The 14,381-nt window shown below is 59.2% G+C and carries 14 protein-coding genes; 8 read left to right on the top strand and 6 right to left on the bottom strand.

What is annotated here, in order from left to right; all coding sequences use genetic code 11:
- Window positions 1–47 precede the first annotated feature (47 nt).
- From KIT79_10540 to KIT79_10525, 4 genes are read right to left on the bottom strand one after another with little or no spacing between them, the layout of a single operon-like run.
- A complete protein-coding gene (locus tag KIT79_10540) occupies window positions 48–749 on the bottom strand; it encodes an ABC transporter ATP-binding protein (protein MCW5829735.1) in 702 nt (233 codons plus the stop codon).
- Window positions 724–1,875 (bottom strand): efflux RND transporter periplasmic adaptor subunit, encoded by a 1,152-nt coding sequence (locus KIT79_10535; protein ID MCW5829734.1) that lies wholly within the window; start codon window positions 1,873–1,875, stop codon window positions 724–726. Before KIT79_10535 ends, KIT79_10540 begins: the two co-directional genes overlap by 26 nt.
- Window positions 1,872–3,509, bottom strand: coding sequence for a TolC family protein (locus tag KIT79_10530; GenBank protein ID MCW5829733.1), 1,638 nt, complete (start codon window positions 3,507–3,509; stop codon window positions 1,872–1,874). Before KIT79_10530 ends, KIT79_10535 begins: the two co-directional genes overlap by 4 nt.
- Entirely contained in the window at window positions 3,506–4,159 is a 654-nt protein-coding gene (locus tag KIT79_10525; GenBank protein MCW5829732.1) for a TetR/AcrR family transcriptional regulator, read from the bottom strand. Before KIT79_10525 ends, KIT79_10530 begins: the two co-directional genes overlap by 4 nt.
- 313 nt (window positions 4,160–4,472) lie before the next feature.
- On the opposite strand from KIT79_10525, the gene KIT79_10520 reads away from it, so the two are divergent.
- Window positions 4,473–5,198, top strand: a complete 726-nt coding sequence (locus KIT79_10520; protein ID MCW5829731.1) for a hypothetical protein — start codon at window positions 4,473–4,475, stop codon at window positions 5,196–5,198.
- Window positions 5,195–7,666, top strand: coding sequence for an ATP-dependent DNA helicase RecG (gene recG / locus KIT79_10515; GenBank protein MCW5829730.1), 2,472 nt, complete (start codon window positions 5,195–5,197; stop codon window positions 7,664–7,666). Before KIT79_10520 ends, recG begins: the two co-directional genes overlap by 4 nt.
- A gap of 8 nt (window positions 7,667–7,674) precedes the next feature.
- On the opposite strand, the gene KIT79_10510 is transcribed toward recG, so the two are convergent.
- Window positions 7,675–8,184 (bottom strand): hypothetical protein, encoded by a 510-nt coding sequence (locus KIT79_10510; GenBank protein ID MCW5829729.1) that lies wholly within the window; start codon window positions 8,182–8,184, stop codon window positions 7,675–7,677.
- Between the two features lie 161 nt (window positions 8,185–8,345).
- Here KIT79_10510 and KIT79_10505 point away from each other — a divergent pair, with 161 nt between their 5' ends.
- On the top strand, window positions 8,346–8,831 hold the full coding sequence (locus tag KIT79_10505; protein ID MCW5829728.1) for a hypothetical protein: 486 nt from the start codon (window positions 8,346–8,348) through the stop codon (window positions 8,829–8,831).
- 11 nt (window positions 8,832–8,842) lie between these two features.
- On the opposite strand, the gene KIT79_10500 is transcribed toward KIT79_10505, so the two are convergent.
- The gene (locus KIT79_10500) at window positions 8,843–9,409 is read right to left on the bottom strand and encodes a hemerythrin domain-containing protein (protein ID MCW5829727.1); all 567 of its coding nucleotides are present in this window, start codon (window positions 9,407–9,409) and stop codon (window positions 8,843–8,845) included.
- 254 nt (window positions 9,410–9,663) lie between these two features.
- Between KIT79_10500 and KIT79_10495 the strand changes: the two genes are divergently transcribed.
- From KIT79_10495 to KIT79_10475, 5 genes are all read left to right on the top strand, one after another.
- A complete protein-coding gene (locus KIT79_10495; GenBank protein ID MCW5829726.1) occupies window positions 9,664–11,016 on the top strand; it encodes a hypothetical protein in 1,353 nt (450 codons plus the stop codon).
- Window positions 11,017–11,082: 66 nt separating this feature from the next.
- Window positions 11,083–11,601: a MarR family transcriptional regulator gene (locus tag KIT79_10490; GenBank protein MCW5829725.1), complete on the top strand. Its 519-nt coding sequence runs from the start codon at window positions 11,083–11,085 to the stop codon at window positions 11,599–11,601.
- A 78-nt stretch (window positions 11,602–11,679) separates the two neighbouring features.
- On the top strand, window positions 11,680–12,234 hold the full coding sequence (locus KIT79_10485) for a hypothetical protein (protein MCW5829724.1): 555 nt from the start codon (window positions 11,680–11,682) through the stop codon (window positions 12,232–12,234).
- Window positions 12,234–13,238, top strand: coding sequence for an ornithine cyclodeaminase family protein (locus KIT79_10480; protein MCW5829723.1), 1,005 nt, complete (start codon window positions 12,234–12,236; stop codon window positions 13,236–13,238). Before KIT79_10485 ends, KIT79_10480 begins: the two co-directional genes overlap by 1 nt.
- A gap of 27 nt (window positions 13,239–13,265) precedes the next feature.
- Window positions 13,266–14,375, top strand: coding sequence for a cupin domain-containing protein (locus tag KIT79_10475; GenBank protein MCW5829722.1), 1,110 nt, complete (start codon window positions 13,266–13,268; stop codon window positions 14,373–14,375).
- Window positions 14,376–14,381 lie beyond the last annotated feature (6 nt).

Raw genomic sequence — 14,381 nt, 5'->3', positions numbered from 1 at the left:
AGGAGCGCGTTTTTTAGATGAAACGGGGACAGAAGGCCACTTTGGGCTCAGGCCGCCCGGACAGGCTCGGGCCGCAGACGCTCATCGGAAAGAATCTTGCCGTCCATGATCTTGATGATCCTGCGTGCCTTTTCGGCGACGTTGGGCTCATGGGTAACGACGATCAGGGTCGTTCCCAGCTTTTCGTTCAGGGACTCGAAGAGGGCAACAATTTCCTCGCCGGTTTTGGTGTCGAGTGCGCCTGTGGGCTCGTCGGCGAACAGGATGGCCGGCCGGTTCACGATAGCCCGTGCGATGGCGACCCGCTGGCGCTGGCCACCCGACAGTTCATTCGGCTTGTGGAGCATCCGGTCTTTGAGGCCGACCTTGGTGAGTGCTTCTTCAGCCATCCGGAGGCGCTCTTCAGGTGAAATCCCCGAATAGATGAGCGGGAGTTCCACATTTTTGAGGGCCGAAAACCGCGGGAGCAGGTTGAACGACTGGAAAACGAACCCGATCTTCTGGTTCCGGAGCTGGGCGAGTTCGGTGTCACTCATTCCGGACACTTCCTGTCCGTCCAGCCAGAGCGTTCCTGACGTCGGTGAATCGAGGCAGCCGATAATGTTCATCAGTGTCGATTTTCCCGATCCGGATGGACCTATGATGGCGATGTACTCGCCTGCATCGACTGAGATATCGACACCCTTCAGGGCGTCGAGGAATTCTTCGCCCATCTGGTAGCGTTTAACGAGCTGCGTGCCCCGGATCACCCGAAAGTTCCTCCTTGACCCGGTTGCCTTCGCTGATTTCGCGGCGGTCGATGGCCATGATGACGTGATCGCTGTCGCCAAGTCCCGAGCGGACTTCCGTCCGGTCCCAGTTGGAGATACCGGGCTGGATCACCCTCTTGGCCACACGCTTGTTTTCGACGACATAAACGTAGGTCTCGTCGGCAGTGGCAATGACGGCCTGAGTCGGTACGAACGGAACGGCCTCGAGCTTTTCGACAATGATTTCCACATCGGCCGACATGCCATCTCGCATACGGCCAGTGACACTATCCAGAATTACCCGGACCGCCACCGTCCGGACAGCAGTCGAATCGATGGTCACCGACGGTGAAATAAAGGAGAGTTTTCCGGTGAAAGTCTCCTTCGGGAAGGCGTCGAAGGTTACCCTTACGTCCTGCCCCAGCTTGAGCAGCCCCAGGTCGGATTCGTCGATCGGTGCCTCGACATATACGTCCTCATTGTTGACGATCCGTACGAGCCGTGTGCCGACAATGGCAGTTTCTCCCGGGTCCATGTCCAGGCTGACGATGACCCCGTCGAACGGAGCACGGATAACGCCTCTCGACAGGTTGACACGGTCCATTTCTATCTGGGCCGACAATTGCTCAACCAGTGACCGGGCTGCCGACAATTCCTGTTCGGCCACATCCAGGGCGGTTTTTGCCGCCTGCAGGCGGTCTTCTGCCACGATCTGCTCCTTGTACAGGTTCTGAATCCGGTCATGGTCCTGCCGGGCATTCTCCAGGCGGGCCCGGGCCTGTTCCACCCGGGCCTGCTGCGCCCGCCGGGAGGCTTCATTGAGTGTCAGGCTGGCCGCGAAAGTAGCCGTATCCAGTGTGACCAGAGGATCGTCTTTCTTAGCCTTGTCGCCCTCGTTCACTTCATGACGGAGCACCTTGGCGACTATTTCGCTCTTGAGATCAGCGGCGAGACGGGCTTTCACGCTGCCGCTGGAGGTGGAGCTGACGGTCCGTTCCACCAGCCCGCGGGAAACACGGACTGTTTTTACCTCAAGCGGTTTTTTCCGGGCGCCGAATACGCCCAGAACAGCCAGAATGGCCACGACACCGCCGACAATTGCCCATCGCTTCTGGGTGATGGTCATGTACGCTCTCCTGCCACATCAACGTCTATGCCGACGAACTCAAGAATCGTTCCCACCGCCAGTTCATAGGCGGCCCGAGCCGTGTTGTAGTCGGCAAGCGCCCGGTAGTAGCCGGCCCTGGCTTCGGTAAGTTCCTTTTCCCGTTCCAGCACGTCCCAGCTGGTCGAAATCCCGACTTCGTAACGCCGCCGTTCGGCGGTCACGTTTTCCTGTGCCAGGTTGACGTTCAGTTCGGTTGAGCGGATTCGCTGCGCGCTTGCCTGGAGCGACCGGATTGTGCGGCGGACATCCATCAGCACGGTTTCCTCGGTTTTGCGAAGTCCGATCTCGGCGTTGTCGAGATCCAGCTGCGCCTGGGCATTGGCTGCTCTCGCTCTCTGGTTCGGGACAGGCATCCGGAACTCCGCCCCTAGGGCGAAGAAAGGCCCGTCGGCACCCAGGGCGCTTTCCCATGCGGAACCCATTCCGCCGCCCCATTGGTTTTGCAGCTGCTGTAGAGCGGTTCCTGTCTGGGGGCTATCGCTGGGCCGTGCGGGCCGGGCTGTTCCTGAAAGGCCGGCGAGCCCGCCGGTAACGGTCGCATTCAGTTCCGGCCAGCGGCCGTTGGCGGCCGCAACGGCCTGGGACTTCGCGTTGTCGCGTGTGACCCTGGATATGACGAACTCCGGCCGCTGGTCCATCGCCTTGCGAACCGACTCCTCATAGGGCGGATCGAACGGTACATATGCCGGGGAATCGGCAGGCTCGAATTTTTCGGGCTCGGCCAGCTCCCGGGCGGATTCAACCAGCATCACCTGCTGACGCAGGCTGTCGCGGGCCAGTTCGAGCTGTTCCCGGGCAAGGATCACCTGTTCGCGCCGGATTTCCGCCCCTGCTCTTGCCTGGGTCAGGTAGATCGGCGGATCGACTCTCACGCGAACCCGGTTCTCCGCTACCCGCACCAGATCCTCTGCCGCCTTGAGCGAGTCGAGCTTGGCCTCCAGATCCTTCTGCCTGAACACCAGATCCCAGTAGGAACGGATCACGTTATAGGCGGTGCCCTGTATCCGCTGAAGCAGGACCGACTTCTGCCCTTCTTCAAGCCCACGGGCAATCCGGAGCTGGGTCAGGGTGACGCTGAGTCCACGATTCTTGAGGAGCGGCTGCCTGAGGGTGCCGGCCAGCCTGACCGAGTTCTGCGGAACCAGGGTTGTAAAGGGACTGGCGTTCCGGGTCCGCTCATTGACAATAGACAGGTCATAAGTTGCACCGGTGGGGATGAGCCCGCCCAGACCAAAGGTAAGCTGGTGCGATTTGTTCTTCACGATCGGACTGCTGAGGTTAAAGAGGTTCGGCGAGATCGAGTCGGTGTTGGTGTAGGTATATGCGGCCGAAAGGGTGGGGTCGAACACGCCCATCTGTGACTGAACTGCGTGGATAGCCTTGCGATAGTCTATCCGCACGAGTTCGATCTCTTCGGCCTTTTCCAGTGCCATCTGGACCGCTTCCCTCAAGGTCACCGGCCGGGCAGTCCCTGTACTGAGAAGCTCGGGCAACGGTTCCGGTTCGCTTGCATGGACAGCCGAAACTGGCGGCACTAGGCCAAGCGCAAGGCTTAAGGTGATGGCGGTGACGAAGGAAATCGGTAGCTTCATGGTTTACGGTCCTTGGTGCCGATGGCAGCCAGAAAAAAGTCAGCGACGCCGGCCGATATCTCCTCGACCGGGCTCGAATTGAGGCCCATAAGCCGTTCCCGGAACAGCCCGCCGAGCAGACTGAACAGATAACCGGCATGCTGCCGGTGGTCGGCCTTGCGGAACTTCCGGCACCGGGCACCTTCCTCCAGGATGGATGCGATATAGGACATGAACTCCTCGTGTGCGGTGATGAGTCCCTGTACAAGATGCTGCCGGGCGGGAGTGAATAGCCATTCGTTCAGTTCGATAAACAGGGCGCGCTGGAAATCCCGCTCTTCTTCAGCATGCTGGAACATCGCCCGGACCAGGGCGCGGACCCGCTGTTCGGGTTCGAAGGTGGGTGGCGACTGCTCGCGGCAGTAGCTGTAAAACCGGTGGGCACCCGCCCCGAGTGTTTCTATGATGAGTTGCTCCCGGTTCGGGAAATAAAGATAAATTGTCCCCTTCGCCAGTCCCGCCTCCTCGGCGATCTTTTCCATGGATGCAGACTGGAACCCCTCACGGGTGAAAACCCGGCGGGCGGCTTCGATGATTTCCCGCTCGCGGAACTCTTTCACCAGTTCTGATTTGGTCGGCCGGGAGGTAGCAGTGGAAGGACGGTGGGACATGGGGACTTTCTGGGCAGGCGGGAAATGACCATCCGGTCATTTTTATGACTTACCAGTCTAGGATATCATAGGCGGGAGTCAATGGGGCTTGGATAACACGTATTGCTTCTTGGACTAAAACGCCTGTTTCTTCAGTAAGTTACAGCCGATTGCGCCCAAGCCGCATTGGGGATTAACGTGGAGGAGCAGGTTTTGTTGGCGTTGCCCGCCGGGATGGACACGGCTCTGCTTTATGCTTCATCTGGCTGAACTGCTTTCGCCGCCTCGTACGGGTGATCCGGTCCTGGTGCTGGGGCACCGAGGAGCCCGGCATATGAGGCCCGAAAACACCGTGGAGGCGTTCCGTTATGCCCGGGAGACGGGGGCTCACGGTGTGGAACTGGATGTTCATGTCTGCGCCAGCGGCGAAGTCGTGGTTTTTCACGATGAAAAGGTGGAAAGGCTGACCGATGGGGAAGGGCGTCTGGAAACAATGACGCTGGGTGAACTCCGGGAACTGAGAGTTCGTGGGCCACGGCCCCCGGACATGCCGGAGAGCGGACTTCCCGAACCGACTTCCTCGCGCATACCCATACTGGAGGAGGTGATCGAAACGCTCGGACCGGAGATGCTTATCGATATCGAACTGAAAGGCAGGGCAGGGAAACCTGACGGGCTGGAATCGAAGTTGCTTCGTCTCGTCCGCCGGATGGGAGCCGGGGACCGGGTTATTTATACGTCATTCAACCCTGTCCGTCTGCTGCGGCTCCGTCGCCATGGCTGGTCGCTGCCGCTCGGGATGCTCTTTTATCACGGAAACCCCCGGTGGATTCGGGATCGATGGACAGAGCCATTGGTGCAGCCGAAACTGCTGGCGCCGTTCCATGAGAATATCGGCATCGAAATGATGCGCGATGCGGCCCGGGACGATCTTTCGGTCTGGACCTGGACGGTAAACCGCCCGGAAGACGCACGTCGGGTGGCAAAGCTGGGTGTCAGGGCGATCATCACGGATGACCCCGCAAAGCTGCTCGCCCTGGATCTCAAGGCCGGTACATGACCAAAAACCGCTCACCGCTGGAGATTCTGGATTCTGTGCTCGGGGCGATATCCCGGGGCGGTTATGCCTCGCTGGCTCGTTCTCATGGACTTGAGCAAACCCTGGCTGGTGCGGCCCAGAGGGGACTGGAGGAAGCGCCAGCTGCGCCGGAAAGCTTCAGTGAAATCCTGAAGCTCGCTCAAGGACTGGATACCCAGCCGCTGGCTGCCCGGCGAAACCGTCTGGAGCGGATGCAGGCGATTGTGGAAAGGCTGCGCAGCCCGGCGATGTTTGAGGTGAGCCGGCCGGCAGCCCGGCCTGTTGCGAAGCCGGCAAATGTGCCCGCCCCCCCAGCAACCAGGAAATCTCCAGCGGCGAAGAGAGCATCCTCCGGAAGCGGCCCCGGTCTCAAGGATGAAGTGAAATGGGTGAAGGGTGTTGGCCCCAAGCTGGCGGGTGTTCTGGAACGCCTGGATATCCACACAGTGGAGGATCTGCTGTTTCACTTGCCGGTCAGGTATGACGATCTTCGTCATGTGACACCTATCCGGGATCTTGTGCCCGGCATGCAGGCCGTCGTGGTGGGCGAAGTGACCCGGATGGGGCGGTTTGGCCGCAACGGGCGGGAACTGGTCGTCCGTGACAGCACAGGAGAACTCACCTGCAAATGGTTCCAGGGGTTTGAGCGTGTCCGTGCTGCACGGGCCAAACCGGGTGACCAGGTTCGGGTAACCGGGGATTGCCGTCAGTTTCGCGCCCAGCGGGAATTTCATCACCCTGACATCGAGTTTGCCGAAGAACCATCACATGTCCCAGGCGGAATTATCCCCGTCTATCCCCTTACCGAGGGGCTTCACCCCAAGCAGCTTCGTGCGGCCATAGCGAATGCGCTTCAGCTTGGCGTTGAGGGATTGAGTGACGGGTTGGAAACAGTGAAAGGTATTTCATTGCCTCCGATTCCGCTTGGCGAAGCGGTGCGCCGTCTGCACCAGCCACCCGATGACAGCGATATAGAAAAGTATCTTGTCCGCATGTCCGAGGCACATGAACGGCTCCGGGTGCACGAGGCATTTTTCCTTGCATTGGGGCTCGCCATTCGCCGCCGCCAAACGGCAGAGGTGACAGGTATCAGTATTCCGGACAACGACACCCTGCTGGCGCCGTTTATCAGTAATCTCCCGTTTGAGCTGACTGGCGCCCAGAAGCGGGCGATTGCCGAAATCCGCAGGGACCTTGTCCAGCCTCGGCCGATGAACCGGCTTCTGCAGGGCGATGTGGGTGCAGGGAAAACCGTTGTTGCGCTGGCCGCCGCGCTGGTTGCCGTCGGGGCAGGCTATCAGGCCGCGCTCATGGCACCGACGGAAATACTCGCCGAGCAGCACTTCCAGACGATGACCAAGCTTGTGCAGGGCCTGGATGTACCCGTCGCATTGCTGACCGGTTCGCAGAAGCTCTCTACCGAAAGCCTCGTTCCGGCGCGGGTTTATCACGAACTGGCGCGTGGGACGCCCATGATTGCCGTTGGTACTCACGCGCTCATTCAGGAAAAGGTGACGATCGGGAAACTCGCATTTGTCATTATTGACGAGCAGCACCGGTTCGGTGTCGAGCAGCGCCGAACACTGCTGAGCAAGGGGTATATGCCGGATGTGCTGGTAATGACGGCTACTCCGATCCCGCGCACGCTGGCCCTGACGGTTTATGGGGATCTGGAGATTTCAACGCTGGATGAACTGCCTCCTGGCAGGCGTCAGGTGCAGACCGTGATCGCCGGCGATGGCTCGGAGATGAAACTTTGGGACGCGGTGGCCCGCCAGCTCGCAGAGGAGCGTCAGGCATATGTGGTTTACCCGCTGGTATCGGAAAGCGAGCTGATCGATCTCAAGGACGCCGAACGCGGCGTAAAGGAGATCACGTCCCATTACATCCCCGGTGCCAGAGTGGGGCTGCTTCATGGCAGGATGAAGCCAGCCGACAAGGACAAGGCCCTTGGGGATTTCCGTGCCGGGCGTACCCAGGTTCTTGTGTCCACAACGGTAATCGAAGTCGGAATAGACGTACCGAATGCTACGGTGATGGTAATCGAGCACGCCGAACGGTTTGGACTCGCACAAATCCATCAGCTCCGGGGACGTGTCGGCCGGGGAGGAGCCCAAAGCTACTGCTTCCTGGTTCCCAGTGCGGGGATCTCGGCCGAGGGCCACCGCAGGCTTCAGGTGCTTGCTTCAACGAATGATGGTTTCCGGATCGCGGAAGCAGATCTGGAAATCCGCGGTCCTGGGGAGTTTCTTGGAACCCGGCAGTCTGGTTTGCCGGAGTTCCGTGTCCTGAATCTCGCCCGCGACCTGGACCTGCTGCAATCCTGCCGGGAGGCAGCCGCACGGCTTCTGGAGGCCGATCCCGGGCTCCAGAAACGCGAAAACGGCCAGATCCGGACTCTGCTGCTGGAACGGTGGAAAGGGAAGATCGAATTTTCAGGTGTGGCGTAAGATCAGGGTCAGTAGCTGACGCCAAACTTCTCGGCGATATATTTCTTGACGATATCTCCATAATAGCCCATCTGCTCGCGGGCTTTTTCGACAAAATAGTCTTCAGCCCGGCTGCGGAGGAACCCCGGTCCCCGGGTTGCTTCAAGCTCAAGATTCACGATCCGGCGCGTGCCCTGTTCACCCTCAGGGACAAGCTCAATGCGGGCCCGGCTGCGGGAAACAGAACTGCTGCCGCGGAATTCGTACCGCCATTCCTTCTTGAAGAATACCTGTTCCTCTTCGGTCTGCGGCTGGACGGCCGAGGTCAGCAGCTTGAGGAAACCGGGTGCCTCGATGGACATGGTGGTGCGGGTCCGGATGAGCCGTGTGGTCTCATCCTCGCGCCGCTCGATCACCTCGATGGCGGAAACATGGGGATGGTGCTGGATCACGTAGCTCCGGAACTCGTCCCCATCATAGATGGTCATGAACTGCTCACGGGGGATCGGGGCCACCAGTTCCAGACGGACAGTTTTCATTGGAAAAACTCCTTGCCGCCGCCACGCGTGGTGGGATTATGTGTACTAGGCTGGCGGAAGCAAGATTCCATGTCAGTTCGGCATGTGAAAATGGTGTTATTATTTCCCGGCGGCGGCCGGGTTCTTCCGGAATGTCCGGATAGGCTATCCTGCAAACCTGTATGGACGATGCCAGAAAAGCCGATCTGATCCGGCGGGCCCGGGAAAAGGCGTTTCTGCTCTATGAGGGCAGGATCACCCCGCATCGTTCCTGTGGCATTGCCATTGCCGAGACATTCGGCCTTGGTACGCGGCCCTATCAGGCATTGCGGAAGGGCGGTATCACGGGTGAAGGGGAGTGCGGGGCGGTCAAGGCGGGGGAACTGGTCCTGGGCGAACTGCTGGGCGACCCGGATCCTGCGGGAAAGGTTACGGACCGGCTTCGACAGGCAATTCTCCACTATCAGCAGATCGTGCGCGTGCGGATGGACAGGGGCCGGGCCCAGTCGATTGTCTGCAATGATTTGACCGGGCAGTTCGCGGACTTTATGGGCCCGGATCGCCAGCAATTCTGTACGAATATCGCCGCTGTAGTCGCGGAGTGTGCCGCTGAAGCAATCCTTGCCGTGGAAGGCGAGTTTGAGGTGACGCCAGTCAAAGAGGCTTGATCCGGTCCACCTCAGTCCCCGGCCCCGGTTTCTCCATAATAGACCCCCTGGATCAGGTCAGTCTCGTGATGTTCGTGATGAGAGAACTTGTCAACGAAGCTCTGGACATGCTTCTGGAGCGTTTCCAGATCCAGTTCGATGCACCGCGCACGTATCCACCGGAGCTGGCCGATCATGTTGCCGTGTTCCGTGAGCAGCCGCTCTACGTCGGCTGCAAGTGCTGGGCGGCGCTTCACGACATCGGTCATGAATCCGCCCCGTTCCTCATACTGGAAATGCCGCTCGAGTTTCTGGATGAGCGTCCCCATTAGTTCATTGAACAACCGCCGTTTCTGAGCTTCCGGTAGCAGCCCGATACTGGTTCGGATAACGGCTCCCAGCCGGTCCACGATTGCCACGATGTCGTGGTGCTGTTCGATCAGAGCCTGGGTGGCGGCGTTTTCAGAGCGGTCTTCCAGCAGCCTTGTCGGTTCTTTCCCCTCCAGGAGAAGCTGATGGGCCGAGGGGGAGGTTTTTATGCGGCTGGCAATTTCTGCCGCCTTTTCCGCCTTGGCGCGGCGTTGCTGTTTCACTGTCATTGGTACTTCCCCTTTTTCTTCCGCAGGAAGGGGCAGCAAATACCGGGCCAGCCACGACTTGGCAGAAGGCGCATAATTCCGGGGCCATTGTGCAGGTATGGCCAGCCTATTAGGGTCAGGAACGACGGAAAATTCCCTATGGGGATGGGAAAATTTTCCCAAAGCCATCAGCAATATGGAGAGTCACTGTCCCGGTTGCTTTCGATAAACTCGGGCGGGAGACTGCCACAGTGTGTTCCGGAGAAGACCCGCGATTGAAAGCCGTATGGGTGGCCGTGGCGGGCCTTTTCATTGCCGGACTGATCTGGATCGGTGGCGGTCCAGGGTTCCTCGTCGATGACCTGTATAGTGCGAATTTCGCCCGTAGCTGGAGCTGGACTGAAATCCTGTTCTGGAAACTGGGAACATATCCGTCGGTACCACCCTACTGGAAAATCGCCATCTGGCTGAGCCCTGAGGAACCGTACCGGTGGGTTCGGGTATGGATTGCCTGCATGCACGGACTGAACGGCGTGTTCGTTTTCCTGCTGGCGAAGCGGATGTTTGACGGATCGATTGCCCTCTGGCTTCCCATCCTGTTTGTCATGCACCGGCCAGGAAGCGAATCGGTGCTATGGGCCGCTGGAAGCCTGGAAGTGCAGATGACCACGCTGCTCCTGGGGTCGCTGCTCTTGTGGATGAATGGTATCAGCAGGGGCAGACTGCTCTGGCCGGCAGTTGGGCTTGCCGCTATGGCAATGATCTTCAAGATATCCGCACTTCTATTTCCCGCCGTGCTGGCCACTGCGGCGTGTGCCCTGGCCCGCCGAACAGAATGGCCGCGGCTTGGTGCATGGGTGGCGATACTTGCGGTGGTGAACGCCGCTTTGCTGGTGGTATCTGTCTGGAGATCGGACTCACTTCATGCGGCAAGCGCCATGGCCGAGGGCGTGGCAGGGGTTAGTGCCCTTCCGGTGCTGGCAGGATCAATCCTCCGGCTTTTCCTGCTGGTTAATCCGTCAGGATTTCCAGGCCCGTATCCGGTGCTGGCATTGACGCTGGGTGTGTTCACTGCCGCAGGATGGGTAATCTGGAGGGGAAGCCCGGCTGCCCGGATGGGCATTGTGTGGGTAATGGCGCTCTTGTCGTTCCCGGTAATCGTCCGGGGTATCGCGCAGCCTCGCTACGAGTATGCCGCGGCTTTTGGTGCCATCCTGATTGTCGGTGCCTTGATTGAGTGGGTGCGCGAGCGCACCCCACTCGCCGGGAAAGCCGTCATGGCTGGTGTTGGCCTGTGGCTGGCGGTGAACGCAGGGCTCTATGTGCGCGATGCTGCAACAAACCAGCGTTGCGGCCTTTTGAATATCGAAGCCCGAAACCTGCTGGCTGCCAGTATGGAAAAGATCCGGGATGCCGGTGGACTGACAGTTATAAACCGGCCACCGGTTGTACGTCATACCGACATACTGGAATACGATCATCGTCTGCCGGTAGCGGTTCGATTTGAACCGCATTGCCCTGATGAAGCGCAATTCCCCTGCCTGATATACCCCCGCCGGGTGAATGTGGCATCCGAGTGCCCTTCCGAAGCTGAATTCCCTTTCGCCCGGTGGGATTTGGCGCACTAATCTTTCTGGGGCAGGGGTTTGCAATTGGAGCCGGCTTTGATAGTTTGGAAATAAGGTACTGCGCCTATGTCCGTGGAGCATATCAAGGAACCGAGAGAACGGCTTGTTGCGTTGCTGTTCAATATCGGGGGGTTGATGGAGACAGTGGTCAACCGTCAGGTCTTCCGGCAGTTCGACCTGTCTAACGCCCAGTACGAAGTGCTGCGTATTCTGGCCGATCGCTCGGTCCCCATGAGCCTGACGGACCTGTCCCGGATGCTGGTGGTTTCCAACGCCAATGTGACCGGCCTTATTGACCGGATGGAGTCGCAGGGACTTGTGAAGCGCAAGACGAATCCTGCTGACGGGCGAGTGCGCCTTATTGATCTGTCGGCGGCAGGCCGCAGCAAATTCAAGCAGGCACACAAGGTTCATCTGGACGGTATCGCCGAGTTTCTCCAGGCATTTACTGACGACGATGTACGCCATCTGCTCAAATCCCTGGAAATACTCCATATGCGAGCGGAGGCTGCTGCCGTGGGTATGTACAAGTTGCGGTGCAATCCCGATTCCGACGAACTTCCAAAGGCGGATAACAGCGCCTGATCCCCGGTATCCAGCGTTCGACAGGACCAGCCAGTCCCGCTAGGCTTGGCTCCATCACGCAATTTACGGATGATCTACATGAGTAATCAGATTCCACGTCTGGAAATGCCGGACATGTCGCCAGAACTCTCCCGTCGCCTTGCTCCGCGGGTCGAGCGTCTCGGGTATCTGGGGGAGTTTTTCAAATGTGCAGCAAGCCAGCCCGGCGTCCTGTTGTCGTTCATGCAGTTGACAGACGAACTGAAGGCCGCGCTCCCCGACAATCTGACGGAAATTGTCGCCCTGACGGCGGCCACCGAGGCCGGGAACCCTTATGAGCGGCATCAGCACGAGCGTTTATGCCTCAAGCTCGGTTTTAGCCGGGAATGGATTTCCGGAGTCATTTCCCTCCACCCCGCCGCCGGCCTGCTGAAGGCTGATGAGGCGGCGGTACAGCGTCTTGCACTGGCCGCCATCAGGACACTCGGCCGGGGTTGCCGTGCTGAACTGGACGAGGCTGTTGGCAGCATTGGTCCGGAAAAGACGGTTGCCGTACTGATGCTGATTGGCCGGTATCTGACGCATGCGATTTTTGTGAACAGTCTGGGGCTGACGCCACCTGTTCCGTCCATTTTCACGGAGAAGACTGGGTGATGGGCGGAACCTTTCTCTGGATTACCGAGAAGGAAGTAGCCGGTGCCGTCAGCATGTCTGGCGCCATTGCGGCCCTGGAGCGCGGGCTCAGGATAGAGGCCCAGGGGAAGGCCCGAAACATGGTCAAAACCCATGTAAATTTTGGCGGCCACGGGAATTTGCACGCGATCGGGGCGGCATTTGACGAGAGTGAGCTTTCGCCTGCCGTAGTTGGCACAAAGACATGGGCCCACACTCCGGGCGGAGCCATGCCGGTTCTGGTGATGATTGATGGCGCTAATGGTGCCCTGATCGCCGTTATTGAAGCCTTCGCGCTGGGCCAACTGCGTACGGGCGGTATTTCCGGTGTGGCCACCAAGTGGCTTTCCAGCCCGGAAGCGGACGAACTGGCGGTAATCGGTGCTGGCAAGCAGGCGCTTCCGCAGGTGGCAGCTGTTGCGTGTGTGCGCAAGCTGAAGCGGGTCCGGGTGTTCAGCCCGACGGCTGAAAAGCGGGAAGCATTCGGCGGCATTCTCCGAAAAAGGTTCCCCGGTACCGAGGTCGTGGTTGCTGGCTCAGTGGCGGAGGCAGTGAAGGGGGCGCCGGCAGTGACGCTGGTTACACGAGCCACCGAACCCTTTCTGGGAGCGAGAATGCTGGCTGCCGGGACACATGTGAATGCGGTGGGTGCTATTACGCCCGAGCGGGCCGAATTTCATCAGGACCTGTTTCCCAGAGCTCACCGCATGGCGGCTGACAGCGTGGACCAGATGAAAAAACTCTCGCGCGAATTCCAGGACCATTTCGGAGAGGATGCGACCGGCTGGAAAAGTCTCGAAAGCCTTGCCTCGGTGGTTGCCTCCGGAAAAGGGCGCTCGCCGGGCGATGACCTGAGCTTGTTCAAGGCGATGGGAGTGGGTATTTCGGACCTTTCGATCGGTATCGAGGTGCTGCGTGCCGCCCACGCCGGCAAATTCGGCAGGGAACTGCCGCTTCCCCAGCGCGCGGAAATCCGCTTTGATTGAGCCGGGGTAACCGGAAATGGAGATGTCATGAGCGACGAGCGTTTGAAGGCAAAATTCATCAATAGAACAGGTGCTTCTGCGCCGGAGCTGAAGCTGATCGACCCGGTCCTCATAACAAAAGAGGAACTTGAAGCCGAGATGGAACGGCTGGCGTCGTTGCCGGTGCCGGCAAACGGCCGGCGGATGTCGGTTATTGCCCATCCCCATACGGGCGTGGGCGACGGACTGGCACCGGGAACCCAGGTGACGATTTCCGTGCTGAAACCGGGCGAGCGGACGAAACCGATCCGCCACAATTCATCGCAGGTTAATTTCTGCATTCGTGGCGGCGGACACTCGGTCATCAATGGCAAGCGGGTGGTATTCAGGCAGTATGACGTCTGGAACACCCCCTCGATGAATATCTACGAGCACGTGAACGATACCAAAGAACTCCAGGTCCGCCTTGCCTATAGCAATGCCGCATTGCTGGAGAAGATGAACATCCACGTGGTTGATGACGATCCTTATGGTCCTAAAACAGTATCTGAACACCGTCCCGCCGGTGGCGAAGGTCACGGCGGGAATATGGAAAATCCGTTCGGGACATTCCAGATTACCGACGAAGGCGCATGGCTGATGCCATATGAAAAACTGGTGAATCCGGATGTCGTCGAGTGGCCTGTACTTCACTGGCCGTGGGAGAAGGTGAAGGCAAACCTGGACCGGCTGGCAGGTCTGGGCCAGGAATACCGGGGGAGGCGGCTTTACCTCTTATATCATCCGGCTTCAGGACGTCTGAACGGGACGTCACCCACATTTTTTGCCACCATTACGCTTCGGCCGCCAAAGATCGTGGACAGGCCCCATCGGCATTCTTCATCGGCGATCAACTATTTCTTCTCCGGCAGCGGGCACAGCCTCGTGGACGGAAAGCGGTATCATTGGAAGGCAGGAGATCTGATGCTGACCGCACCCGGCTGGGCGATCCACAATCACGCCTCGAACGATGAGCCCGTTTACGAGCTGACTATCCAGGACAGCCCGCTGAACATTTCAATGGACTCGCTCATGTGGCAGGAAGACCTCGGACGTCCGTTTTCCATGCTCGGTTCGCAGAAGGGATTTGAAACCAACCGGGCGAAGCTGGCTGGCTGAGCAGGG

This window comes from Deltaproteobacteria bacterium, from assembly GCA_026129095.1.
GTDB lineage: Bacteria > JAGRBM01 > JAGRBM01 > JAGRBM01 > JAHCIT01 > JAHCIT01.
The sequence above is the reverse complement of the archived record's forward strand: the minus strand, read 5'-3'. Positions and strand labels throughout refer to the sequence as shown.